The following is a 24834-nucleotide window of genomic DNA, read 5'->3' on the forward strand; positions in this document are numbered from 1 at the left end:
AGCTCCCTTGATAATATAAATAAATTGAACGGCGAATTTTAAAAATAGTAATTAATAAAAACAATCAGCGCTCTCCGTGTGCACGGACTTCGGCGCACACGATCGCGCGTTATTTTTTCCCGAACAGCGATTTGATTTTATGCCACAAGCTCTGCGACTGCAAACCTTTTTTGCTTTCGTCGTAGCGCTGCACACCGCTCCTCTTTTTCGCAGCCGACGGTTTTTGTACGTTTTGTCTTCCCCTCTCGAAAGAAGAGCGGGAAGCACCCTGCCCTTTCGCCGAGTCGTTTTTGCGGCCGGTTTTTGCGCGGTCTTTTTTCGAAAACGGCTTTGCGCCCTTCGATTTGGAAGAAGAGCCGCCTTTGCCGTCCGTGAGCGCCGAAGCGGACTTTGCGTATTTTTCTTTATAGAGCTTCATGCGCTCTTCGAAAGACATACTCTGAAGCTTTTCCGTGTCGTCTTCGGTAAAGCGCTCTTTTCGAAACGCCGGTTTCTCGGATGCGCTTCCCGTCTTTCGTCTGCCGCGGCTTCCGCTTCGCGCATCGCTTTTTTTCGAATCGCGTCTTCCGGAAAACTTTCCGCCTCCCGTTCCGCCTCTCCGCGAAGAAGTTCGGCCGCCGTCGTAATCTTCGCGCCAATTTTCAGTTCTGATATACACGCCTTCGCTCGCATCGCCTCCGAGCATCGATGCATCGGCGACGCGCGAAGGAATCTGCATTTCTATATAACGTTCGATAGCCGGAAGATTGTATACGTCCTGTTCGCTGCAAAACGTGTACGCTTTGCCCGTCTTGCCTGCGCGGGCGGTACGTCCGATGCGATGCACGTAGTTTTCCGATTCGTTCGGCAAATCGTAATTGACGACCATCGCCAAATCGTGCACGTCGATACCGCGCGCGGCGACGTCGGTTGCAACGAGGATCGAAACGCTTCCGTCTTTAAATCGGTTCAGCACTTGCAGCCGTTTCGCCTGCGGCAAATCGCCGATGATGAATTCGCTTTTAAAACCGTTTTTGACGAGCCGCTTTGAAACGACTTCACACGAACGTTTCGTATTGCAAAAGACGAGCACGCTTTCGGGCTTTTCTTTTGAGAGGATGCCGACGAGCAGTTTCATCTTTTCGTCGCTCGAAACGTGCAGCAGTTCCTGATCGATTTGTTCGACGGTGATAGTATCCGATTCGATCGTAATCTCTTTCGCATCCCGTGTGTATTCCCATGCGAGATTTTTTACGTATGAATTGAGCGTCGCGGAAAAAAGCATCGTTTGGCGGTCTTCCGCTCTCGGCAGCACTTTGAGCAGCGTGCGCAAGTCGGGGTAAAAACCCATATCGAACATACGGTCGGCTTCATCGACAACGAGAAAACCGACGTTCGACAAGTCGAGCTGGCGGCTTTGCTGAAGATCGATCATGCGGCCGGGAGTACCGACAATGATGTCCACTCCTTTTTTAAGGGAAGCGATCTGCCGCTCATAGCCGACGCCGCCGTAAAAACTGAACGCTTTCAGCTGCGTTCCGCTCGTCAATTTTTTCGCTTCTTCTTCAACCTGCACCGCAAGCTCGCGTGTCGGAAGCAGGATGAGCACTTTTTTGCCCGCATTGTCCGGAGAGGCAAGGAGTTCCTGTAAAATGGAAACGAGGTACGCCGCCGTCTTGCCCGTTCCCGTTTGCGACTGAACATATAAATCGGATCCGTCGAGCGCCGTTTTGAGTACCGCTTCCTGAACCGGAGTGCACGTCACATAGCCTGCCGCTTCGATGCCTTTGAGCAGGTCTTCGTGCAAATTAAATTCGGTAAAATCCATATCTTTTTACTATATACTTTTTCCTTCGTTATGTATAGTATTGCGCTTATGCCGACGGAATGCAAAGACGACTATCAAGCCCAACTGTTTTCAAACCGACTCGTAAAGCGCTTGAGGCACCTTCGAAAATGGGCACGCAAAAACGGCGTCACTTGCTATCGCGTGTACGACCGCGATATACCGGAAATCCCGATTTCGGTCGATCTCTACGAATTTTTGCCGGACGAAATCGGAGACAAAAAAAGCGCCGCCCGTTTTACCGCAGACGAATTCGCACGCCTTTCTGAAAACGATGCCGGGGTACAGGCGGAAATCGCTTCGAGGAGCGCCCTCGTCATCTGCCTGTACGAGCGCCCGTACGAAAAAGCGGAAGCCGAAGAGAGGGCGTGGCTTTCCAAAATTGCACAGGCGGCAAGCGCCGTCGTCGGTACGGCGGAAAATCGCATCGTCGTCAAAACGAGAAAACGCGATAAGGGCGGAAGCCAATACGCAGAAGACGTAAACGACATACAAAGCGCAGAGTACATCGAAGGACTCATACAGGAGTGCGCGTCTCTTTTCCGCATCTCTATAAGTTCCCGCATCGACAGCGGACTTTTTTTCGATCACCGTCCCCTCCGTGCCCGAGTCCGCGAAAACGCGAGCGGAAAATCGGTATTGAATCTCTTTTGCTATACGGGCTCTTTTTCCGTCTACGCCGCCGAAGGAAACGCGTGCCTCGTCGATTCGGTCGATTTGTCGAACACCTATCTCGAGCGCGCAAAAGAAAATATGCGCTTAAACGGTTTTTCCGACGAAAAAAAATACCGCTTTATCCGCGCGGACGCCGCCGAATTCATCTTTCAAAAAAAAGCAGTCGGCGAACGATACGATATCATTATTCTCGATCCTCCGACGTTCAGCAATTCGAAGATGACGGATACCGTACTCGATCTCGTAAAAGATTGGCCGCGCTTCGTAAACGGCTGTATCGCCCTGCTTGCAAAAGGAGGCGTGCTCTATTTTTCGACGAACGCCAAACGCTTACGCTTCGACGAAAGCCTTATCGAAACGCCGGCGAACGGAGGCGATGCATATGGAAAGAGTGCGGGCAAAAAAGACGCGACAGGGGGAAACAATTCGCACGGAAGCGGTGCAAGTGAAAACGCAATCACGGTGCGCGACATCACCGCTTCGACGATCCCCGAAGACTTTTTACAAAAAAAGCCGCACCGCGCGTGGGAAATCCGCAGGAATTGAAACGTGGGAAGGATTAAAATTCATCGAAGAAACCACAGGAGGTAGTGATAATGCCTAACCTATCACAGATAAAGCGTCAGCGGATGCTGGATTTTTTGGCGCAGATCAAAGAGGAACACAAGGACGATGATGCCATGCTCATTGCCCTCGGCGAAATCGAGAGTGAATTAAACGCCAAGAAGTACGGCCTCGTCTGGGAACAGCATGAAGAAGCCGTGGACGTTAAAATGCGTACCCATATACCCGTCTTCAAAGAAGACACGGACAGAGAAATCACCACTGCAGAAGGCGAAGTCTATAATTTTCTCCTTGAAGGCGATAATCTCCATAGTCTGCGACTGCTGGAGAAAACGCACAAGGGTCGTATCGATGTGATTTACATTGATCCTCCGTATAATCGCGGAAAAGATGACTTTGTATATGACGATAATTATGTCGGCACAGAGGATTCCTTTAAACACTCGAAATGGCTATCTTTTATGGAAAAACGACTGCGCATAGCATATTCTCTTCTCTCAGAGGATGGTTTAATGTTTGTTTCCATAGATGATAATGAGCAAGCTGCACTCAAAAATCTCATAGATGAGATTTTTTCGGAGGACAACTTCATTATTGCAATGCCTCGCATTACAAAGAAAAGCGGAAAAACAACTGGTTCTTTTTCAAAAAATCACGATTATGTGTTGGTTTATACGAAGCAAAACAAAGATATTTTTGTTATGGAAGAACACATTGATCCTGCATTCCAATACGAGGATGAATGGGTCGAAGAACGTGGGAAATACAAATTGAACCAAGCACTCGACTACGACAGTCTCTCGTATAGTGCCAGTCTGGATTATCCCCTTACGGTTGAGGGCGAAACTTTCTACCCGGGTGGCAATATTTCCGCGTGGCAAGAACGACAGAATGGAAACCACAGAAGAGCTGATTGGGCTTGGCGGTGGAATCAAAAACTCTTTGATTTTGGCTATAAAAACGGCTTTGTTGTGATTAAGCGTAAGCCAGATGGAAGCGCAAGAATATATACAAAGACCTATCTGAACGCTCGAATTGAAAAAGACGAAAATGGCGAATACTCTATTGAATATGTGAAGCGAACCAAGCCACTTAGTTCTATTGGGCTTATTGAAAATCAGTATTCCAATGATAACGCAAAAAAGGATCTGGCTATTTTCGGATTGAAAGATGATTTTGATTATTCAAAGCCTGTTGAGTTGATTAAGCGTTTGATTAAGAACCACTATAATAAAAACGCTATTGTCCTCGACTTCTTCGCTGGAAGCGGAACAACGGCACAGGCTGTGCTGGAATTAAATATCGAAGATGGTGGGCAGCGCACGTTTATTCTGTGTACCAATAACCAAAACAACATCTGCGAAGAAGTAACCTATAAACGCTGTAGCGATATCCTTACTACATACCATTATGAAAACAGTAGTCGGACTGTTTTGTTGGAGCGAAAGATAAAAATATCAGATTTTAAAGACTCCACTATTCCTGACGAGATAGCAGCAATAAAGGCTGAATATAAATCAGAGTATAAAAAATTTGCAACTGAAATTAAAGATGCCTATTTGTATTTTTATGGCGTTACTGTTTTTCAAGAATATACAGGCCTCCCCGCCAATCTGAAATATTACCGCACGGATTTTGTTTCCAAGGATGAGGAAGACCTGTCTGACGCTCTGCTCAACCATATTGCCGAGATGATTCAGTTGGAGCATGGCGTAAAGCTGGACGCCCAGCATTACATCATGATATTGGACGACGACGAAGCGGATGCCCTCGCCGCACAGTGGAACGAATACACAAATGTTAAGGCTCTGTATGTCTCCAAGAACGTGCTGTTCACCACAGAGCAGAATGCGCTGTTCCGAGATGTGGAGATACATATCATACCGGACTACTACTTCAATTTTGAACTGAGGGAGGTGGGAGAAACATGGTAACAGGACTCACACTCAACCTGTTTGATTTTCAGGAACAAGCCGTGCTGCAGTTGCTCGACATGACTATGGACAACCGCAGCAAGCAGACCATCGTGGTCAAATCGCCTACAGGCTCCGGCAAGACGATTATTCTGATCGGCTTTGTGGACGAGTATTTGAATAAAGTTAATGCCAATACTGCCATCATCTGGCTCTGCCCCGGCAAGGGCGATCTGGAAGAACAGAGCCGCCAGAAGATGCTGAAGGCGGCTCCGCATCGAAACGCACAGAATCTGTTCGATGCGCTCCGTAATGGATTCCCGCCTGAAAGCACTACCTTTATCAACTGGGAGCTTGTAACGAAAAAGGGCAATACCGCTATCCGTGACAGCGAACGCAAGAATCTGTATGACCGCATTGCCGAGGCACATCGCAGCGGTATGGACTTCATCGTTATCATCGATGAGGAGCATTCCAACAATACTGCCAAGGCAAAGGATATTATCGATTATTTCTCTGCAAAGAATATCATCCGCGTCAGCGCAACGGCTGTGGAGAACAAGCGGTACGAGTTTATAGAAATCGATGAAATGGATGTCATTGACGAAGGGCTGATAACTAAAGCGCTGTATATCAACGAGGGCATCGAGGATAATATGGAGATTACGGACGATTACGATTATCTCCTCGATCTCGCAGATGCCAAGCGCAAGTCTATCGCCGCGCGGTACAGTCAAGTGCTGCCGGAGGGTAAAATCATCCGTCCGTTGGTGCTGATCCAGTTTCCTAACGGTCAGCCGGAAACCATCCGCGCCGTGGAACGCAAGCTGGAATCGATGGGCTACACCTACGATAACGGCATGGTGAGTATCTGGATGAGCGAGGACAAGCGTGATCTCCCGGACAATCTGACAGAGAATGACGCTACGCCTGTATTCCTCCTTATGAAACAGGCCATCAGCACGGGATGGGATTGTCCCCGTGCTAAAATCCTCGTCAAGCTGCGCGAAGGCATGAGTGAACAGTTCGAGATACAGACCATCGGTCGTATCCGCCGTATGCCGGAGGCAAAGCACTATGACGATGATCTGCTGGACTTCTGCTATGTCTATACCTTTGATGAGAAATACAAGGCGGGTCTGCTGGCAACGATGGATAAGGCTTATGAGACAAGACGCCTGTTCCTGAAGCAGAAATGCAAGACGTTTACGCTGGAGAAGGAATATCGTGACCTCGATTTTGACGGTCTCGGTGAGCGTGAGGTGCTGAACCGCATTCATGATGCGCTGGTTGAAAAATACCATCTCGGTACAGATAAACAGCGCAACAGAATGCTCCTCGAAGGAAACAGCTATGTAATCGGGGATGAAATACTCGGTCAGGCTCTCCACGGCATTTTCGTCCGCACAGACATGGTTGCCGAGGCTACTTCCTATTATGGTACCCGCGAGCGTGTGGATACACATAAACACGGTATGCAGCTACTCCACAGCACGGACGCAATCAAGACGGCAATCGGTCTCTCCACAGGCAAGGTAAAAACTATACTGGAGCGGCTGTTCCGTAAAGGCGGCAATCCGAAGAAAAAGCTACTTGCTCTGAACACAGCGGAGTTTTATGCCTTTGTCATAAACAATGAGCATATGCTGCGTGACGAATTCCGTAGAATTACTGCTGGGATGTCGCAGCAAGGCAGTTTTCCGCTGACGAAGAAAGGCGTGTTCCATATCCCGGAGCAGGACTTCTTCAAATATGATCCCTGCGTAAAGGAAGAAATCGAGTATCTTTCCAACGCCTACGAGGAATACACATCCGGTTACGCCACATCCCTTGTCCGCAGCACATCAGAGCAGTTGTTTGAGCAATACTGCGAGAAGCAGGACGATATCGAGTGGGTATATAAAAACGGCGACACCGGACAGCAGTATTTTTCTATCGTCTATCTGGACGGCTTGCAGCATCAATGGCTATTCTATGCCGATTACATCGTCATGAAAAAGGACAGCACGGTATGGGTGATTGAAACCAAGGGCGGCGAGGCCAAGGGAAAGGATAAGAACATCGATATCCAGATAGGAAATAAATTCAACGCATTTAAGAACTACGCTGCCGCGCACGGCCTCCATTGGGGCTTCGTCCGGGACAAGGATAATCGGCTTTATATCAACAATACAAAGTTTGTGAGCGATATGGCCGATGACAACTGGAAACCGATAAGCAGTGTTTTTTGATATTATTACAATAAAGGAAGGGTGATAAATTATGGATAGAATATTTATCAGTTTCGCAAAAGAAGATATTCGCTTAAGAGATTTACTCAGAGGACAGGCTCGCAATGAGAATTCCCCTTTCGAGTATGTAGATATGTCTGTGAAACAACCGTGGGATTCACAATGGAAAACCAATTGCAGGACACGAATCAAAGGGTGCGACGCATGATAGCCATTATCACTCAAAATACCAAAAATGCAGATGGACAAATATGGGAAATAAAATGTGCTCAGAAAGAAGGCGTTCCCGTCCTCGGCATTTATGGATACAATACTCATGTGGGTTCAATTCCGAGTGATTGTGGATATGTCAGAATAGTGGAGTGGACATGGTCGAACATTTCCGGCTGGATAAGAACCCTTTAAAGGACAAGTATGGAAAATAATGAAATTAAAGATGAATTGCTTCTTGCACAGTGGCAGACTTGTGTTGAGATGGCGAATTCTATCAGTCAACGCAGAGATACAATGAATAATATTTTTGTCACCTTGAATCTGGCAATCATGGCAGCTGTTTCCATAGTATGGAATATAAAGTCAATACTTATTCTTGTTGCTGGGATAGTGGTTTGCGTCTTATGGATTCTTTTTATAAGAAACTACAAGCAGCTCAATGCCGTCAAGTTTGAGATTATTAATAAGATAGAGAAAGGTTTACCATATCAGGCTTTCAATGAAGAATGGGAAAAGTTGAAGAGCAGCAAAAAATACATGGACAGCACTAAACTTGAAAAGTTCTTACCGATAATGTTCATCATCCTATATTTCGTCACTGCCATCATCATTTTAATTATTAAATTGAAAACAGGAGGAACAACTTAATGACGTACAATCTCTTTATTAGCCACTCATGGACTTATAGTGATGCATATGAAAAGCTGATTGATCTGCTTGATGCAAAGCCGTACTTTAACTATAAGAATTATTCTGTTCCCAAAAATAATCCGATACATCATGCTAACAGTGACTATCAGTTAAGGTCTGCAATCAAGGCGCAGATGCAGCCTGCAAGTTGTGTTTTAATCCTTGCTGGTGTGTATGCAAGCTATAGCAAATGGATAAATATAGAAATTGAGCTTGCTCAGCAAATGGGGAAAACCATAATAGCAATTGAGCCGTGGGGTTCGGAAAAAACATCAATGACAGTTAAGAACGCAGCCGATAAAATTGTTAAGTGGAACACCGACCCAATAGTAGATGCTATACGCGGATACTGACAAAAGTAATAAGAAAACACCTCTGCAGGAGTATTTCTAGTCTCACATGTCTGTTTTTTTATTCTACTTAAAAATAAAAAATACCTCCGCATGGTTGTCATTGTCCCTCCGCTATGTTTCTCTTAAAAAAAGGAGATTATTAATTTCAATTACAGCCGTTTACGCTATAAAAAAAGCCGCACCGCGCGTGGGAAATCCGCAGGAATTGAAGCATAAAAAAAACCGCCCCCTAAGGAGCGGAGTTTTTATACGGCGGTCAATTTGCCGATTCTTCGGACTTGATGCCGTAGCGCTTGTTGAAGCGGTCGATGCGGCCTGCAGTATCGACGAGCTTTTGCTTGCCCGTATAAAACGGATGGCATGCCGAACAGATTTCCACGCGGATGTTTTGAGCCGTCGATCGCGTTTCGATGACGTTTCCGCACGCGCACGTGATCTTTGTCAATTTGTATTCGGGATGAATTCCTTTTTTCATAATTGCTCCTTTCATTTTGCCCGGCTGCACGGCACGAGTTTACGCGCTGAGCGCAGCCACAAAACGACGATATTCTACCAATATAGTAAAAAAATACGCACTTGTCAATTATCCGAAACGGCTGCCGTACCGGTATTCATAGACGCAAGGAAGGCTTCGTTCGTCTTCGTCTTTCTCATGCGGTCGAGCAAAAGTTCGAGGATGTCCGCGTCTTCCATAGGATTGAGCACTTTGCGCAGCACCCACATCTTTTGCAGTTCGTTTTCGGACAAAAGCAGTTCTTCTTTTCGCGTCCCCGATTTTTTGATGTTGATCGCCGGGAAAAGTCTGCGTTCGGCAAGCTTTCTGTCGAGGTCGATTTCACTGTTGCCGGTGCCTTTGAATTCTTCAAAGATGACTTCATCCATGCGGCTTCCCGTTTCGATGAGCGCCGTCGAAATGATCGTCAAACTGCCGCCCTCTTCCACGTTGCGCGCCGCGCCGAAAAAGCGCTTGGGCTTGTGAAGGGCGTTCGAGTCGACGCCGCCGGAAAGCACTTTGCCCGACGTCGGTACCGTTTGGTTGTATGCGCGCGCAAGGCGGGTAATCGAATCGAGGAAGATGACGACGTCGCGTTTGTGTTCGACGAGTCGCTTCGCTTTTTCGAGCACCATTTCCGCAACCTGTACATGGCGAGTCGCCTGTTCGTCGAAAGTCGATGATATGACTTCCGCTTGAATCGATCGCTCCATTTCGGTCACTTCTTCGGGACGTTCGTCGATAAGCAAAACGATGAGGTAAACTTCGGGATGATTTTTCGTGATCGCATTTGCGATCTTTTGCATGAGGATCGTTTTACCGGCTTTCGGCGGAGCAACGATCAAGAGTCGCTGTCCCTTACCGATCGGATTGAAGAGATCGAGGATGCGCGTCGAAACTTCGGTCGAAACCGTTTCGAGATGCAGTTTATTGTTCGGATAGAGCGGCGTCAGATTTTCAAACGGGATCCTCGTTTGCGCGACGCGCGGTTCGTCGAAGTTCACCGACTCTATGCGCAGCAGCGCAAAAAAACGCTCGCCCTCTTTCGGAGAGCGCGTCTGTCCGTACACGGTGTCGCCCGTCTTTAAATTGAAAAGCCTGATTTGGCTCGGTGAAATATAGATATCGTCGGGGCCGGGAAGATAGCTGTTTTGCGGAGAGCGCAAAAAGCCGTAGCCGTCGGGCAGGATTTCGAGCGCGCCGGACGCAAAGATCGTGCCGCCGTGTTCGGTGTGCGCTTTTAAGATGACGAAGATGAGTTCCTGCTTTTTCATCGGTGCCAAATCGTCGCTTGAAAAGCCGTACTTCATCGCAAGCTCTCGAAGCTGCGTCATGCCCATGACGGTCAAATCGTTTATGACAAGTCTCGGTTTCGATTCTTCGTCTCCGTCGCTCTCCATAGGAATCGATGCCTGATTTTGGAGGGCGGCGTCGACTGCGGGGCTGGAGTACGTGCGATTCGCACCGTAGCGCGCAGGTTTTCGATATGTCTGGTTTGCACCGCCGTTCCCGTTCCAGCGCGGACGGGCACGGCGATCCGCAAACGATTCGTGCGCTTCTTCAGTCTCCGCTTCCTGAGCAGTATCGGCGTCGTTCGCTTCTTCTTCCTGGGAGGCAGCTTTATCGACTTTGATCACCGCGCGGCGTCTCGTCTTTACGGTGCGTACCGGACGTGCTTTTTCATCGTCGTCCGCCGACGTTTCATCAGAATACTTTTCTTCACCGCCGTCGGAAACGGGTTCGGCCGACGCATAAGCATCGGGCTGAGTTTCGGATTCGCTCTGCGTTTTTTCCGTCTTTTCAACATCACCTGATGCGCCGGCAGTACGGCGCTTTCGTATTGGTGCCATCAATAATTCTCCATTGCGTTATGATTTATAAAAAACGACATACTCAATTTTTGGATGAAACAGTTCCTTCGGAAAGGGATAGTCTATCTGTGGGAACGATTATGCAGTGATTTATTATTAGCGCATTTTCGGACGGCTGTCAAGCGCCCTGCCGTTCAAAGTCAGAGCTCCAGCATGAAAAAAGTATTTTAGCCCTGAACTTGTCATCGTAGATACAGGCGCGCTTGCCCTGTCCTCAAAGCCTTCCGTTACGCTTCGTATGCGTGCAGCTGTTCCGTCATAAGCGGGATGAGCTGCTTTTTGCGGGACACGACGTCTTTCAAATAGTAGATATGCTCTTCGAGGCGCGGAAAGGTAACGAGCGATAAAAATTTTTCATCCCCGACCAAAAACAGCATACTCGACAGCTGCGTGATGTCCGTAACGAGGAGCGCCGAAAAAAGCGCTTTTCGCGAACGCTGCTCGATTTCAAGCTCTTCGATAAATTCTTTTTTGCGGTCGAAAATCTCTTTCGTATCGTCGACTTCGATTTGACTCACCGTATAATTCACTTTGCCCTGCACATACTCTTTCATATCCTGTCCGACGAGGTCGTGCGTGCTCCGCCCTTTGATGCGGCTGCCGGCGGCGATCACGTCTTTGCCGAGTTGCTTGACGTCGAGACCGGTGATATCGGAAAGGTATGCTGCCGTTTCCCGATCTTCGTCCGTCGCCGTCGCTGACTGCAGTATAAGCGTATCGGAGAGGATGCCGCACAGCAAAATACTTGCGATTTCGCGCGGGATCGGCACTTTGTTTTCGCGGTAGAGATTCGTTATCAGAGTCGATGTCGAACCGATGGGCTTGGAAATAAACGTAATCGGATAATCGGTGGAAAGAGTGCCGAGCCGATGATGATCGATCACTTCGCGTATGCGGTAATGTTCGATGCCGTCGACCGCTTGAGAAGCTTCGTTGTGATCCACCAATATCAATTCGATGCACGGCTCCTGCAAGAGATCGTGTTCGGAAATGAGACCGACCAGTTTTTTGTCGTCGTCGATGACGGGAAGACAGCGGCACGGAGATTCCTGAATGAGCGGGCGTATCTTCGCTACCGTATCTTCCGGATGCACGGCCGGAACGTCGACGTCCGCCATCACCGAAACGGGAGTCGCATAGGGGATAAGCATCGCCGTCGCAGACGTCGCATAGGGACTGATGATGACCGACACTCCCCGCTCTTCGGCCTTTTCGCGCAGCTCTTTTTTCAGCGCATTTCCGAGCGTGATGATGAGGAGCTTGACGCCCGCATCGATCGCCGCACTCTGTATGTCTTCACGGTCTCCGGTAATGACGACGGCGTTTTCGCTGTTGTGCTCCGAAAGCGTTTTTGCAAACGTTTCAAGAGATGCAGCCCCGACGATCACCGACGCTTTAAACACGGCGTTTTCATTTTTGACGATAATCGGCTGCGCATGTATCGTACGCGCAATGAGCGTGATGCTTGCCGGAAATGTCGTCTTGTGTTCGGGATTTAAAACCGAAAGCACGTTTTGTGCAAATATATTGTAATGCAGCATCGCCATATACGCGCCGTTTTCATCGACGACCGGCAGCACGCGGCTTTCAAGTCTGTCCATCGCGCTGATGGCGTCCCACACCGATTCGTCTTCCCCGACCGCATCGCACGAACCGCTCATAAAGTAGGCGACTTTCGGAACGACGTTGGAAATATATTTCGGATAGGGCACTTTGAAGCGGTTGAACACGTATTCCGTCTGCGGAGAAAAATGCCCCGCACGGCACGCGATATAATTTTTTTGACCGAGCAGCTCTTTTAAGCGCGCATACGCGGCGGCCGCAGCGCCGCAGTCGGTGTCGGGATTTTTATGTCCGATAATGTAAACGGTCTTTTCTTTCATAACAATATTTTCGTGCAAATCGCTCCCTTTGTCAAACAATCATAACCGAGACGAAAATCCATCAAGCGTCGGATACAAGCGTCACAGAAATCCATTTTTAATGGGTAATGAGGCGGTCCAGAGTTTTCCATTTCAATGAGGACGCGAAGCGACACCGTGCCGTACATCGAGCGAAGTTCCCCGCGCCACTTGCAACGAGCGCGAAGCGCGAAGTTCCCCGCGCAACCTTGCAACGAGCGCGAAGCGCGAAGTTCCCCGCGCAGGAAACGATGTTTTCGTTTATTTTTACAAAAAACCGCGTAATTTATCACTTTGTAAACGATATATATTGCAGCGGCTTCCTTGCCGCACTATCTCAATAACCGAAGGTGCAGCTATGGAATATACCCATAAACCCGTCGACGACCTCTCCTTTACCGATGACTTTATGTTCGGTACCGTCATGAAAAACAGAGGTATCTGTAAAGGCGTATTGGAGCGCTTATTACACATCAAAGTCGGCAAAATCGAATATCCCTCCCTGCAAAAAACAATAGCACCCTTTTACGAAAGTAAGGGTATACGCCTTGACGTCTATGTCTCAGATCCCGAGCGCATCTTCGATATCGAAATACAAACGTCGATCCCGCCTTCTCTTCCCAAACGCACACGCTATTACCAAAGCCTCATGGATGTCGATAATCTCTTACGCGGACAAAGTTACGCGGAATTAAAAGAGAGCTACGTCATCTTTATCTGTACGCAGGATCCCTTCGGAGAGGACTTACCCGTTTATACATTCCGCAGCGTATGCAGTGAAGAGGGCACTCTTTTTCTTGATGACAAATCGTATAAGGTGTTTTATAATGTGGGTGCCTACGGTAAAGAAGATGAGCCTGAATTGAGCGCATTGTTGGAGTATCTTTGCGAGAGGCGGGCGACGAGCGGTTTTACACAGCACATCGATGAGCTTGTCGAAAAAGCGAAACGGAACGAAAAGTTCAGGAGCCGGTATATGTCGTTGAATATTTGGAAAGATGATTTACTAAGAGAGGGTTCACAGTTGGGTGAAAAGATCGGCTTTGAGCGGGGCGTTGCTGCGGGAATACGCAGAGGCCGACGCGACGGTATCGCCGCGGGGTCGTATCAAAAAGCACGGGAAACGGCAAAAATTTTATCGGATATGCAGATGAATCTTGAAGTGATAGCGAAAGCGACCGGTCTTTCGGAAGCGGAAATCGAAGAACTGTAATGATATTTGCTGTAAAGCTCGACATCCGGCCTTTTTAGGTAAAAATTGATTTCCGTCTACAAACCGTCGGATTCGATTGCCGTCCATCCTTTTTCGTGTTAAAATCTCCGCTATGGATACCCTTTCAAATTTAATCGCACCGGAAAAACTTTCCGACGAATTTAATAAAATCTACGGAAGCGGCAAAGACGCCGTGCGCGTTTTCGCGTCTCCCGCACGCATCAATATCATCGGCGAGCACATCGACTACAACGGCGGAAAAGTGTTTCCCGCAGCGATCGACCGCTTCCTCTACGCCGCCGTCAGAAAGCGGGACGATTCGCGCATCACGTACCGCGACCTGAAATTTCCGGGCGTCTACGACTTCGACATACGCGGCGAGTTCGCATACAAAAAAGAAAACGGCTACGCAAATTATCTCAACGGCATCGTAACGATTTTAAAACGAAGAGGCTGCGTCTTTTCAGGCGGCTTCGACGCACTCATCGCAAGCGATATCCCGCCCGCAGGCGGCATTTCATCGTCGTCCGCACTCGAATGCGGTTTCGCGTACGCGCTTTCGGAAGTTTTCGGCTTCGGCATTTCGCGCAAAGATATCGCGCTCGCCGGGCAGCAAAGCGAACACGAATTCATGAACGTCAACTGCGGCATCATGGATCAATTCATCATCGCGACGGCAAAAAAAGATACGGCGGAACTGCTCGACTGCGCAACGCTCGATCACGAATATGTGCCGCTTGCGCTCGACGGCTGCCGTTTCGTCGTTATGAACACGCAGAAAAAACGCCGGCTCGCCGATTCGAAATACAACGAACGGAGAGCCGAGTGCGAAAAGGCGCTCGCAATTTTACAAGCGGCAAAAATTCAGCTCACATCCGCCGGTAGATATACGAATACAAAAGATATTCCCGACCTGTGCGCCTTGACGCCGACTCAGCTCGACGAGTGCAAAAACGTTTTCTCGGACGAAACGATTTTCAGGCGAACGCGCCACTGCGTCACCGAAAACGAGCGCGTTGCAAAAGCCGCCTGCGCTCTCAAAGAAGGAAACCTTTCAGCGCTCGGAACATTATTAAAAGAATCGCATGCATCGCTTAAAGAAGACTATGAAGTGACCGGCATCGAACTCGATACGCTCGCAGATGCCGCGAATACCGAGCGCTCGTGCATCGGAGCTCGGATGACGGGAGCGGGCTTCGGAGGCTGTGCGATCGCGCTCGTAAAAAACGACGGCACGGAAGAATTTATCGACAACGTACAACGCGCATACGTAAAAGCGATCGGTTACGAAGCGGCCTTTTTTACATGCTCGACCGCGGACGGAGTACGGGAAATCGAAACGGCACGGCGATAGAAAACGGGCACACCCGTAACAAGTGCGCCCGCTTTTTAAGCCCCCCTGCGCAGTTTCCGAAAAAATCGCTCAAGGCGAGTTTTTCAAGATGCCCGATAGTATTTTGAAAAGTAACCGTAAAAACCTCACGGAATTTTTTTTACAGTTGCCGTATCGTTTGTAAAAGCCGTTTAGGGGTTTGGGTTTTTACTCAGCCAATCCTGCCACTGCTCTTCGCCTTTGTCCAAGGTAGTTACCTGACCTACATATCTATTTTGCACAAATTTATTCACACCGTAATTAAATAAATACGGTTTACCGTCTTTATACCAGATCCCGTACGGAAATATTCTATTATCTTTAAAATTGTTGTCAACAACGTAGATTGCAATAATGTTTCCTTCTTCATCAAAGGCAGCTCCCCAAAGTGTTATGGCGTGGGCATAATCATTGACGCCCTTTGAACCCCATATATTTATCCCGATCGCTTTTTTAGACTCGAGAGCATTAAATATTATTTTATTAAAACTGTCTTTACCATCCACAGTTTCAACTTGAATAGGAGTCTTTTCTGTGTTAAAAATGTCTTTGAACAAGGCTGGTCCTTCAAAAGTAGGCTCTTGTTCTTTAATCGTCGGCAGGGTTACAGTTGGGTGACCATACAGATACCATGCAAGTCCGCTTATAATATAATCCCCCAGCTTACCGTTATGTGCTTTTATCCTGAAAGTATTTGCTATATAGCTCTTTTCTTTTTCTCTCTCCGTGGGAAGTTCTCTTTTGTAGTAGTGCGCATATTTGTTTTTTTCTTCTTGCGATTTATTTTTTATGTATTTGTTTATGTTACCTTCATTCTGCACAAACCACCAATGCAGCATATTGGAAGCGGTTTTGGCCCAGCATTGATTTCCGTCTGCACCTTCGGGAGCTGGTATTCCTAAAAGAGATACTTTTCTATTGTTAAACCATTTTGTAGTAGTACTTTCTTTCCACCAAAAAATCTTATCGTTATTCCAATAAACACCCTTGTCATCACCATAAACAGGAATTTGCTCCTTTTCAGCCTGTGTCGGCTTACCTATGCCATCAACCCACTTTATCGTTACGTTCGGATTCTCATTCTTTTTTTGCGTAAGTTCTACTTGCAATTCCTTACCTGCGGAAATGACATAGTTATTTGTGTTATTATCTTTAAATTTGATATACGCCTTTCTTTCCCATACGGTTTTGTTTTGCTTAAGGTGTAACGTTACCGTATCTTCAGCCGGATCTGTGCCGTTTTTCGAAACAAAGTTTACCCATTCTTTTCCGCCGCCAACAACCTCAGGCGTATAGTTAAGTTTTCCGTTGAGCGTCTTTACCGTAAAGGTGACATCGGCTTCATCACTTCCATACGAGATGGTTGGGTTGTCTATACTAATTGAGGGATCTGTGGTTTTTTCCTTCGTCTTAAAACGAACTGTTCTTATAACAGAAGAATTATCCGCAGAGGTTATGGTTACCGTTGCTTCTCCGACATCGTGATAGGCTTTTATCGAGCGATTCCCATCGCCGTTCGGCCATGCTATATTATCATCAGATGAAGTGATTCTCAGCTCTTTATTCGAGACATCCTCCGGCATTACTTTCAACTTGAGTTCATACGACTCGCCGATAATCAACTCAACAGGATCTGCCGGCTGTTCCTCGAATTCAATGGAAGTAACACCGAGTCGAACGGTAACGTTTATCTTCTTTTGCACGCCGTTTGCCGCGCGTATCGTAATGCCGGCATTGCCCACATCGTGTGCGGTAATCGATCCTTCGGCATCTACCGAAGCGATTTCCGCGTCGTCTGACGAAAAAGAGAGACTTTTATCCGACACTTCTTCCGGCAAAACTTTCGCCTGCAGGCGGTACGTATCGCCTTTGACGACGGCAAGGGAATCACCGACGGAATTAACGTGAATGCCCGTAACCGCCGTATCGGTCTTCGATAAATCGTTCGCACAAGATAAAAACAGCAAAGCAGCGATCACCGCAAACAAAATCGTTTTATTCTTGTTTTTAAATAAATATTTTATGTTGTGTATCATATTGTATATTATACAATTTTTTTTATTTCTTTTCAAGCCAATAAATCAAATAAATTAAATAACTCCAATAAGTCAAACAACCGTCAATATCGTGATATCGCCGTAAAAAATATCGCGGTAAAAATATTCCTTAAAGTCACATACAGACATTCGGGCATAAAAAAAGGATCACCGGAAAACCGATAATCCTTGTGATGCGGAGAACCTGACTTGAACAGGCACGGCTCGCGCCACTAGCACCTCAAGCTAGCGTGTCTACCAATTCCACCATCCCCGCGCAGTGGTAGAAGAGTATCATAAGAGCCTAAGCATGTCAAGCGCTTTTCGAAACGTAAAAAAATCGCTATATTGTATAAATCGAATGCGGGTTTTGAAAGTATCAGCAAAATTGCATCGTATAGTAATTTCAGCAGTGAGGACGTATATGAAAATGCCGACAGCGGATGAATGTAAAAAAATGTATGCGGAGCGACGGGCGCGCGTCGCACGGTTTATGAAGCAAAACGGTATCGGAGCGGCAGTGTTTATCGACAGCGAAGAAAAACGCGAAAGTGCCGTGCGCTACCTTTCGGGACACATAAGCGATGCGGTTTTGATCGTATTCGACGACGCATATTCCGTTCTGGTTCCGTGGGATGAAATCATGGCAAAGCGATACGCATACGCGGATAAGGTCGTGCCCTACACGAAATACAAAAATACCGCAATCGATGCGGTAAAAGCGGTGCTGAGAGAAAGCGATCACTTTAAAACAAAAAAAGTCGAATTGCCGACGACGACGACATATCCCGAATTTTTAAAATATATCGACGCGCTCGAAGGCTGCGACGTCCACTGCCGCGAAAACAGCGTGCACAACTGCGTCACCGAACTGCGTATGATAAAAGACGCCTACGAAATCGCGTGTACGAAAGAAGCCGCACGCATCGGCGATTTGATAATCGATACGGTCGAAGAAGGCATCAAATCGAAAAAGATCGCAACCGAAACGGATGTCGCATTGCTCATCGAAAAGGAGTGCCGCACACACGGCTGCGAACGCACGGGCTTCGACACGCTTGCCGCGGGACCGGATCGCAGCTGGGGCATTCACTGTTTTCCGAATTACACTGCGGGAAAATGGGCGAACGCGGGACTGTCGATCCTCGATTTCGGTGTCGTCGTCAACGGCTATACGAGCGATACGACGGTCACGATTGCACGCGGCAAACTTTCTGCCGCGCAGGAAAAGCTCGTCGATCTCGTACAAAAAGCGTACGACGAATGTCTCAAACTGTATAAGCAGGGTCTTTCAATCAGAGATGCGGCGATCAAAGCGGACGAAGTGTTTGCGGCGGGAAAACGGAAAATGCCTCACGGTCTCGGACACGCGATCGGTCTTGAAATACACGAGCCTCCGCGCGTCAATCTCAAAGCATCCGAAACCCTCGTTTTTAAACCGGGCATGATCGTAACGCTTGAACCGGGACTCTACGACGAAGAGCTCGGCGGCTGCCGCCTTGAAAACGACGTGCTCATCACCGAAAGCGGCAACGAAGTTATAACGCATTCGAAAATTATTAAATTATAACTGTTTTGCGGATTCGCATTGCGGACTGCCGGACTTACCGCCCGCGCGCGTTTTCGAGAGCTTCCGATGCGGCAGCGTCAAGTGCGGCCGCAAGGGACGCGTCGGGTAAATCGGTAAGTTTTGTGCGCATATCGTGGATGACAAGCGGCACAAGCTGCTCGTCGGTAAGCGCGGAAAACGGCGATGCGCCCTTTTCCAAAAGCCCTGCCGGCAGTTTTATTTTTCTGAGCACTTCAGCCGTCGCAAGCAATCCCGGCTTTCCGGAAAGACGCGCGATCACGTAATCGAGCAAAAGCCGCGTCCTGCTCGCCATAAACTTTTCCTTTTGCAGCGAAGGCAAAAAGTCGCACATCGAACGGAGCTTTTTAAACAATTTCAACTCGATCGCAAATTGCTCTGCGCTTTTTTTATTCTGCAAAGCGGCGGCTATGTCGGGAAGCGCACGCGCGGCTTTTTCGAGCGCGGCGGTCAACTCGGCTGCTGCCCGTACGTCGTTCCGTTCGATTCCTCCGGGAACGGGAGCCGATTCTTTTTGCGGCACTTGTATGCTGCCTCTTTCGTCGTCGGCACGCTCCGAAACATTTCCGCTTCCGCTCGCTTCTTTTCGCACCGTCGGTTTATTTCTCGCGGGCGCGTTTTCCCGGAGCAAATATTTTTTCTGCGCCGCATGCTCGATAAGTTCGCCGCTTTTTTCGTCCACTTCGGAAATCGCTCTTTCGGCCGCTTCCCGTATTTTTTTCATTGCCGCGTCGGCCGCATCTTTTACGCTCGTCTCCGCGAGGGCGGCATCCGTCCGTATCCGTTCGGCGCTTTGCTTTACCGTACCGATAAGGCGCAGCGCATCCTCGGCGGCATCTCGCGCGGCTTTGCTCGTCCGGTGCGCTTCATCACAGGAACGGCGTAAAGCGGCAAGTTCGTTCGCTCGTTCGGCATTCACGGCATCGAGTTCGGCGGCACGTTTACGTGAAGCTGAGATATCCGCTTCAGCTTTCCGGCGTTCCGCTTCTACGATACCGCGCTCCGCTGCAAAGGCGCGGCGGCCGGTATCGATTCGGGGATCCGCATCGTATCCGCGGGAAAAAGACTCCGGCAATACGCGCGCGCCGCCGCCCGCATCCTCCGCACGAGACGGCTCTCCCAACATCGCCCGCTCTCTCGACGCGATCGCAGGTTCCTCGCGCACTTCTTTTTCGGCAGCTTTCGGCAAAGAGGACGGCACCTTTGACAGCGATTCGGACAAAGGAGACAACGCGTCGGAAAAACGGCGGGCAGCCGGCGCGTCTTCGGTTATCGAAATCGGCTCGTTTTCATAATTCATACGTTTGGGACTGCTTCGCGGCAAAACGACAGGCGTTTCAAATCCCACATCGACGGCTCCCGTGCTGAAGCCGTCGTCGATATTTCCGGGAAGACTTTCATCGATCCCCGCAGCAGGTCCCGTTCGCCCGTCCAAGAGATCGTCATCCTTTAAGGAACGGGCATTTTCTTCTCTGTCGATCGGCCGATCGAACGGCACGAGCAGATCCAATCCATCCGCTTCAGGATCCTCTTCTTCGTCTTCTCTATCCTCTATCGTAAACGGATCGATTTCATCGTCGGCTTTTAAAAGACTTTCGCCCATCAAATCGAAGTCGAACGGCTCCTCTTGTGACGGGGGCACTTCGTACACGCCGGCTTCGAGCGCCTTCGTTTCGGGAGAATCCATAACGATTTCCGCACCGGCCGTCTCATCGTTTCCGTCCGCAGTGCGATCGGCTTTCGCACCTTCCGCTTCGACGAGCAATTCCGCGAGGCGCCGGACTTCGCGTTTTGCCAAAACATTGCCGTCGTTCAGAGCGAGAACTGCTCGGTAGGTATCGAGTGCGGACGATAATTTCTTTTCGGACGTATCGAGCTGTGCCGAGAGCACGAGAGCTTCTTCGTCGTGCGGATATTTTGAAAGATACCGTGCGATAAAATTCCGAGCCTTATCGGATCGTCCGGCTTGCATGAAACGGAGCGCTGCGGATTTTTCATAGGCAAAATATCGGGCGTTGATCGAATTTATTTTCTTATAACAGGAGGCGGCCTTTTCATCCTCTCCCCTGCAAATGCAATACTGCGCGTAGAGGTCGAGAATTTCTATGTCGTTTTGATTTTTCGCATAAAGCGCTTTCAGCTTTGCAAGTGCCGGGACATAATCACGGGCTGAAAGAAGGGTACGAACGTACTGCTCCCCGACGGCGGCATCCGACGGAAAATCTTTTTCCGCCTGACGCATGAGCGCAGCGCCTCTTTCAAGCGCACCTTTTTTTTCGTATGCGACGGCAAGAGACGCGATAAGGCTCGTATTGTTCGGATCGAGTGCCGAAGCTTTTTCCAGTGTCCGAACGGCAGAGTCATAATCGAATCGCCTGAGCGCTACACTGCCCGACAACGCGAAAAGCTCCGCGTCGGCCGGATGGAGCGCAATCGCCTTTTCGAGGACGGATGCGGCGGCAGCCGTTTTATGGAGGCGGAGCAAAAGAGCCGTATATCTTTGCACGGCTTCCGTCCAGCCGGGCTTTGCGCGGAGGGCGGCTTCGTATGCGTTAGCCGCTTCCCCGTCCGCATGCAGCGCTTCATACGTTTCGGCAAGGTTCAGCTGCAGCACCGGATGATTCGGATCGACCTGCAAACCCCGCTTATACGTCGTCATCGCCTTTTGATATTCTTTACGGAGCGTATAGATGACGCCCAAATGATTGTACGCAAGGGTATCGCCGGGATCCGAAGCGATAACGGATTCGAAACACTCGATCGCCTTGTCGTAACCTCCCATCGATCGATACGTAAATCCCAAATTATAATTCACATCGGCTTTTTTCCCGCCGAGTGAAAGAGAAGCGTGAAGAACGCGAAGGGCATCCTCATAGCGTCCGAGTCTGCGGTAAATGCCGCCGGTCGCGTTGAGAGAGGCCGCATCGTTCGGATCGATTTTATTAATTTTTTCGTAATAGACGAGCGCGTTTTTATCGTCGCCCGATTTGACATATACATCCCCGAGCGCAAAAAGCACGTCGCGGTTTTCGGGGTCGTCTTTTAACAATCCCTTATACAAGCGCACGGCAAGGTCGAAATCGCGGGAAGCGAGAGCGGCCGTCGCACGGCGCAAAACGAGTTTATTTTCCTCGCCTCGTTCACTTGCCATAATTGCCGCCCGATTCCGGCCGCGCATACCTTTCGCGCGAAAGCGTACCGACTATCCGCTTATCGATTTTCGAATAAGATGCGACCGCAAAATAATAAATCGTTCCGTTTTTGAGATTCGTGAGCGTCATCGACTTCATAAATCCCGCATCGACCGGAGATGCGCCTTCCCGCGCGATGCGTCCGAGGTATTCGCCGGGCCTCGTGCCGTAGTAGACGTAATAACCGCCTGCGCTTTCATCGACGGAATGCGACCACGAAAGCGTTACGCTTCCGTCACCGGAAACCGCTTTTACGGTAAAAGGCGGAAGCGGCGAAGGAGGCACCGTATAATCGATATCGATCTGCGTAACCGACGGCGTGCGGGATCCGTTTCCGTCGGGATAAAGATCTGCGGCTATTTGAAAATACAAACCGTTTACGTCCGAAATCGCTTCTCCGCTTTGCACGGGACGCCACGCGGGATACGAATCCGTCCAGCCGAAAATATTGTCGCCGCTTCGCACATAGAGACGAACTGCCGTTTGCTCGGGCTCGCTCGTCACCGCCGTCACGGAATTGAGGGAAGAGCCGACCGACGTCAAAAGCGGCTGCGTTTCTATCCGCCCCCCCGATACGCGGTACTTCGTATATCCGAGTGCCGACGCGTTTTCCGATTTTTGCCGCATCGCGTCGTCGTACGTTCCCTTTTGTATGCGAAAGTCGTCGATGCTTCCCGTAAACTTTCGGCACAGTTCGATATCCGCAGGCACTCCGAAATACGCCGGATACACCGAACCCGATGCGCGGCCGGTCGACGTAACGTAGGCGATCGCTTCGAGCATACCGTTCACGCGGTATTCGATGTGCCCGCTTTCTTCATCGAAAGCGATAGAGTGGTGCGCCCACGTTCCGGGGATCAGCGTCGTAATACCCGAAAGCGTTACATCTCCTTTATCGTATCCGTCGAAGAGATTCGAAAACGTCCACGAAAGATGATTTTGATAAAAAGATGCCGTGATCATCTGGTATACGACGTTCCGCCCGATGCTGCGCGATGATCTCCAATTAAAGACGACTTCACCGTTTTCCGCGACCGAAGGCAAAAGCCAAAACTCTATGTAAAACGACGGAGCGGGTCCTTCCGTGCCGAAAAGCGAGCCCGCCTTTCCGCGAATCGATATGCCGCCCGTACCGCGAGCGAGAGCCGCTCCCTTGCCCATAGCCGATTTTCCCGAAAGCAAAAGCGCGTTTTTACTCACAGTGTAATGTCCCGTCCTATCCGAAAACGGCAGAGCATCGAAATCGAAAAGAGTGTCCGTCATCGCGTCCTGAACACGGCTGTCGGTGGCAAGCTCGATACACGGATAACCGAAGCGCCCCGTCCCCTCCGCGACACCTCTGCGCACCGAAAGCTTCGACCAGCCTTCGCTTCCGCCGATCGTCATCGAATCGGCAAAGGCGGAACGGATACACAAAACGGTCGAAAGCGCGTACAATAAAAGGCACGCGCGCAAGCGAAGCGTCCTCGAAAAGGCAAATGCATACGCCGGACGAAGAGCGCCCGATAAAGCGAAAGCGCGCACCGTATGAAGCGCCCGCGAAGCGGCAAGTGTGCGCACCGGACGAAGAACGAAAGCGGCAAACGCACGTACTGGACGAAGCGCGGATAAAATCGTTATTTTTTTATTATACGGAATACACATAGGCACTATGGCAAAAGCGGTACGGGAAATACTACACGAAACGGCATTACAAGCCCCCTCTTCAAGCGGCGTCTACCTGTGGCGGAACCGGCAGGGAGATGTCATCTATGTCGGCAAAGCGAAAAATCTGAAAAACCGCCTCACCTCGTATTTTTCCGGCAGCAAAGACATCAAAACGAAACTGCTCGTCGCGCACGCCGATTCGATCGAGTATATCACAACGGCAAACGAATACGAAGCCTTTCTGCTCGAAAACAATCTTATTAAAAAACACAATCCGCGCTACAACATCGATTTGAAAGACGGCAAATCCTATCCCGTTCTGCGGATCACGAACGAAGAATTTCCGCGCGTCATCAAAACGCGGCGCGTCCTCGAAGACGGATCGACCTATTTCGGCCCCTACCCCGACGCGGGTGCACTCGACACGTTTATCGATACGCTCTACCGCATCTATCCCGTGCGGCGGTGCAAAACGCTCAAAAAACGCGATGCCCCCTGCCTCTACTACCACATCGGCCGATGCGAGGCTCCCTGCTGCAAAAAAATTTCGCACGATGCCTATACCGAATACATCGGCGAAATCGCAAGCCTTCTTGAGGGAAAAGACGACGACACCCTAAAAAAAATAAAAGCGGAAATGCAAAAGGCATCGGAAAATCTCAACTTCGAAAAAGCCGCGCGGCTGAGAGACGGACTTTCAGCTCTTTCGATCATGCAAAAACAGAACATTGTCCAAACCTTCGACGGAGACGACCGCGACTATATCGCCTATTGGAGGGAAGGAGAACTCGTAAGTTTTACCGTCTTGAAACTCCGCGGAGGAAAAATCGAAGGACGCGGCAACTACCGCACCGTAAGCTTAAACGAAGACGCGGAACTCATCGGAGAGTTTTTCAACGCATACTACACCGACAAAGCAGAAGTACCCCCGCACATCTATATACCGAATTTATTAATTAATAATCTATCCGACATTGAAAATTCTTATACCGATACGGGGAAGAGCCCTCCCCCGCGCTCGCACACGGTTGCTCGCTCCCCCTCCTGCGGGGAAACCC

Annotated in this window: 16 protein-coding genes and 1 tRNA gene; 9 read left to right on the plus strand and 8 right to left on the minus strand. The window is 49.3% G+C overall.

Annotation, left to right across the window (positions count from 1 at the left end; genetic code table 11):
* Positions 1–109 precede the first annotated feature (109 nt).
* Positions 110–1807 (minus strand): DEAD/DEAH box helicase, encoded by a 1698-nt coding sequence (locus tag JSQ97_RS00545; RefSeq protein ID WP_205074232.1) that lies wholly within the window; start codon positions 1805–1807, stop codon positions 110–112.
* 30 nt (positions 1808–1837) lie between these two features.
* Here JSQ97_RS00545 and JSQ97_RS00550 point away from each other — a divergent pair, with 30 nt between their 5' ends.
* From JSQ97_RS00550 to JSQ97_RS00570, 5 genes are all read left to right on the plus strand, one after another.
* A complete protein-coding gene (locus JSQ97_RS00550) occupies positions 1838–3046 on the plus strand; it encodes a class I SAM-dependent methyltransferase (RefSeq protein WP_205074233.1) in 1209 nt (402 codons plus the stop codon).
* Between the two features lie 50 nt (positions 3047–3096).
* Complete coding sequence (locus JSQ97_RS00555; RefSeq protein WP_205074234.1) at positions 3097–4998, plus strand: site-specific DNA-methyltransferase; 1902 nt, start codon at positions 3097–3099, stop codon at positions 4996–4998.
* Positions 4992–7208 carry a DEAD/DEAH box helicase gene (locus JSQ97_RS00560; protein WP_205074235.1) on the plus strand — a complete coding sequence of 739 codons (2217 nt, stop codon included), beginning with the start codon at positions 4992–4994 and terminating at the stop codon, positions 7206–7208. Before JSQ97_RS00555 ends, JSQ97_RS00560 begins: the two co-directional genes overlap by 7 nt.
* Before the next feature lie 414 nt (positions 7209–7622).
* Positions 7623–8069: a RipA family octameric membrane protein gene (locus JSQ97_RS00565; RefSeq protein WP_205074236.1), complete on the plus strand. Its 447-nt coding sequence runs from the start codon at positions 7623–7625 to the stop codon at positions 8067–8069.
* Positions 8069–8464 carry a TIR domain-containing protein gene (locus JSQ97_RS00570; protein WP_205074237.1) on the plus strand — a complete coding sequence of 132 codons (396 nt, stop codon included), beginning with the start codon at positions 8069–8071 and terminating at the stop codon, positions 8462–8464. The genes JSQ97_RS00565 and JSQ97_RS00570 overlap by 1 nt, the downstream gene beginning before the upstream one ends.
* 256 nt (positions 8465–8720) lie before the next feature.
* On the opposite strand, the gene rpmE is transcribed toward JSQ97_RS00570, so the two are convergent.
* From rpmE to JSQ97_RS00585, 3 genes are all read right to left on the minus strand, one after another.
* Positions 8721–8939: a 50S ribosomal protein L31 gene (rpmE, locus tag JSQ97_RS00575; RefSeq protein ID WP_021329766.1), complete on the minus strand. Its 219-nt coding sequence runs from the start codon at positions 8937–8939 to the stop codon at positions 8721–8723.
* 104 nt (positions 8940–9043) lie between these two features.
* Positions 9044–10807 (minus strand): transcription termination factor Rho, encoded by a 1764-nt coding sequence (rho, locus tag JSQ97_RS00580; RefSeq protein ID WP_205074238.1) that lies wholly within the window; start codon positions 10805–10807, stop codon positions 9044–9046.
* Between the two features lie 248 nt (positions 10808–11055).
* Positions 11056–12711, minus strand: a complete 1656-nt coding sequence (locus tag JSQ97_RS00585; RefSeq protein ID WP_205074239.1) for a putative manganese-dependent inorganic diphosphatase — start codon at positions 12709–12711, stop codon at positions 11056–11058.
* Between the two features lie 376 nt (positions 12712–13087).
* Between JSQ97_RS00585 and JSQ97_RS00590 the strand changes: the two genes are divergently transcribed.
* Together JSQ97_RS00590 and JSQ97_RS00595 are read left to right on the plus strand one after the other, a co-directional pair.
* On the plus strand, positions 13088–13942 hold the full coding sequence (locus tag JSQ97_RS00590) for an Rpn family recombination-promoting nuclease/putative transposase (protein WP_205074240.1): 855 nt from the start codon (positions 13088–13090) through the stop codon (positions 13940–13942).
* 112 nt (positions 13943–14054) lie between these two features.
* The gene (locus JSQ97_RS00595) at positions 14055–15296 is read left to right on the plus strand and encodes a galactokinase (protein WP_205074241.1); all 1242 of its coding nucleotides are present in this window, start codon (positions 14055–14057) and stop codon (positions 15294–15296) included.
* A gap of 170 nt (positions 15297–15466) precedes the next feature.
* Here JSQ97_RS00595 and JSQ97_RS00600 read toward each other — a convergent pair whose 3' ends face one another.
* Both JSQ97_RS00600 and JSQ97_RS00605 read right to left on the minus strand, forming a co-directional pair.
* Positions 15467–17350 carry an IdeS/Mac family cysteine endopeptidase gene (locus JSQ97_RS00600; protein WP_205074242.1) on the minus strand — a complete coding sequence of 628 codons (1884 nt, stop codon included), beginning with the start codon at positions 17348–17350 and terminating at the stop codon, positions 15467–15469.
* A gap of 195 nt (positions 17351–17545) precedes the next feature.
* A tRNA-Leu gene (locus tag JSQ97_RS00605) sits at positions 17546–17627 on the minus strand.
* 147 nt (positions 17628–17774) lie between these two features.
* Here JSQ97_RS00605 and JSQ97_RS00610 point away from each other — a divergent pair.
* Positions 17775–18920 (plus strand): M24 family metallopeptidase, encoded by a 1146-nt coding sequence (locus JSQ97_RS00610; RefSeq protein ID WP_205074243.1) that lies wholly within the window; start codon positions 17775–17777, stop codon positions 18918–18920.
* A gap of 34 nt (positions 18921–18954) precedes the next feature.
* Here JSQ97_RS00610 and JSQ97_RS00615 read toward each other — a convergent pair whose 3' ends face one another.
* Positions 18955–22089 carry a tetratricopeptide repeat protein gene (locus JSQ97_RS00615; RefSeq protein WP_205074244.1) on the minus strand — a complete coding sequence of 1045 codons (3135 nt, stop codon included), beginning with the start codon at positions 22087–22089 and terminating at the stop codon, positions 18955–18957.
* Complete coding sequence (locus tag JSQ97_RS00620) at positions 22079–23773, minus strand: fibronectin type III domain-containing protein (RefSeq protein WP_205074245.1); 1695 nt, start codon at positions 23771–23773, stop codon at positions 22079–22081. Before JSQ97_RS00620 ends, JSQ97_RS00615 begins: the two co-directional genes overlap by 11 nt.
* A 7-nt stretch (positions 23774–23780) precedes the next feature.
* Here JSQ97_RS00620 and uvrC point away from each other — a divergent pair.
* On the plus strand, positions 23781–24834 hold a 1054-nt coding region (gene uvrC / locus JSQ97_RS00625), incomplete at its 3' end, for an excinuclease ABC subunit UvrC (protein WP_205074246.1).

This window comes from Treponema sp. Marseille-Q4523 (genome assembly GCF_016901105.1).
In the GTDB taxonomy this organism is placed as follows: Bacteria; Spirochaetota; Spirochaetia; order Treponematales; family Treponemataceae; genus Treponema_D.

Coding starts and splice junctions, on each gene's coding strand:
- JSQ97_RS00545 (WP_205074232.1), bottom strand. CDS start 1,807: ATGGATTTTACCGAATTTAATTTGCACGAAGACCTGCTCAAAGGCATC.
- JSQ97_RS00550 (WP_205074233.1), top strand. CDS start 1,838: ATGTATAGTATTGCGCTTATGCCGACGGAATGCAAAGACGACTATCAA.
- JSQ97_RS00555 (WP_205074234.1), top strand. CDS start 3,097: ATGCCTAACCTATCACAGATAAAGCGTCAGCGGATGCTGGATTTTTTG.
- JSQ97_RS00560 (WP_205074235.1), top strand. CDS start 4,992: ATGGTAACAGGACTCACACTCAACCTGTTTGATTTTCAGGAACAAGCC.
- JSQ97_RS00565 (WP_205074236.1), top strand. CDS start 7,623: ATGGAAAATAATGAAATTAAAGATGAATTGCTTCTTGCACAGTGGCAG.
- JSQ97_RS00570 (WP_205074237.1), top strand. CDS start 8,069: ATGACGTACAATCTCTTTATTAGCCACTCATGGACTTATAGTGATGCA.
- rpmE (WP_021329766.1), bottom strand. CDS start 8,939: ATGAAAAAAGGAATTCATCCCGAATACAAATTGACAAAGATCACGTGC.
- rho (WP_205074238.1), bottom strand. CDS start 10,807: ATGGCACCAATACGAAAGCGCCGTACTGCCGGCGCATCAGGTGATGTT.
- JSQ97_RS00585 (WP_205074239.1), bottom strand. CDS start 12,711: ATGAAAGAAAAGACCGTTTACATTATCGGACATAAAAATCCCGACACC.
- JSQ97_RS00590 (WP_205074240.1), top strand. CDS start 13,088: ATGGAATATACCCATAAACCCGTCGACGACCTCTCCTTTACCGATGAC.
- JSQ97_RS00595 (WP_205074241.1), top strand. CDS start 14,055: ATGGATACCCTTTCAAATTTAATCGCACCGGAAAAACTTTCCGACGAA.
- JSQ97_RS00600 (WP_205074242.1), bottom strand. CDS start 17,350: ATGATACACAACATAAAATATTTATTTAAAAACAAGAATAAAACGATT.
- JSQ97_RS00610 (WP_205074243.1), top strand. CDS start 17,775: ATGAAAATGCCGACAGCGGATGAATGTAAAAAAATGTATGCGGAGCGA.
- JSQ97_RS00615 (WP_205074244.1), bottom strand. CDS start 22,089: ATGGCAAGTGAACGAGGCGAGGAAAATAAACTCGTTTTGCGCCGTGCG.
- JSQ97_RS00620 (WP_205074245.1), bottom strand. CDS start 23,773: ATGTGTATTCCGTATAATAAAAAAATAACGATTTTATCCGCGCTTCGT.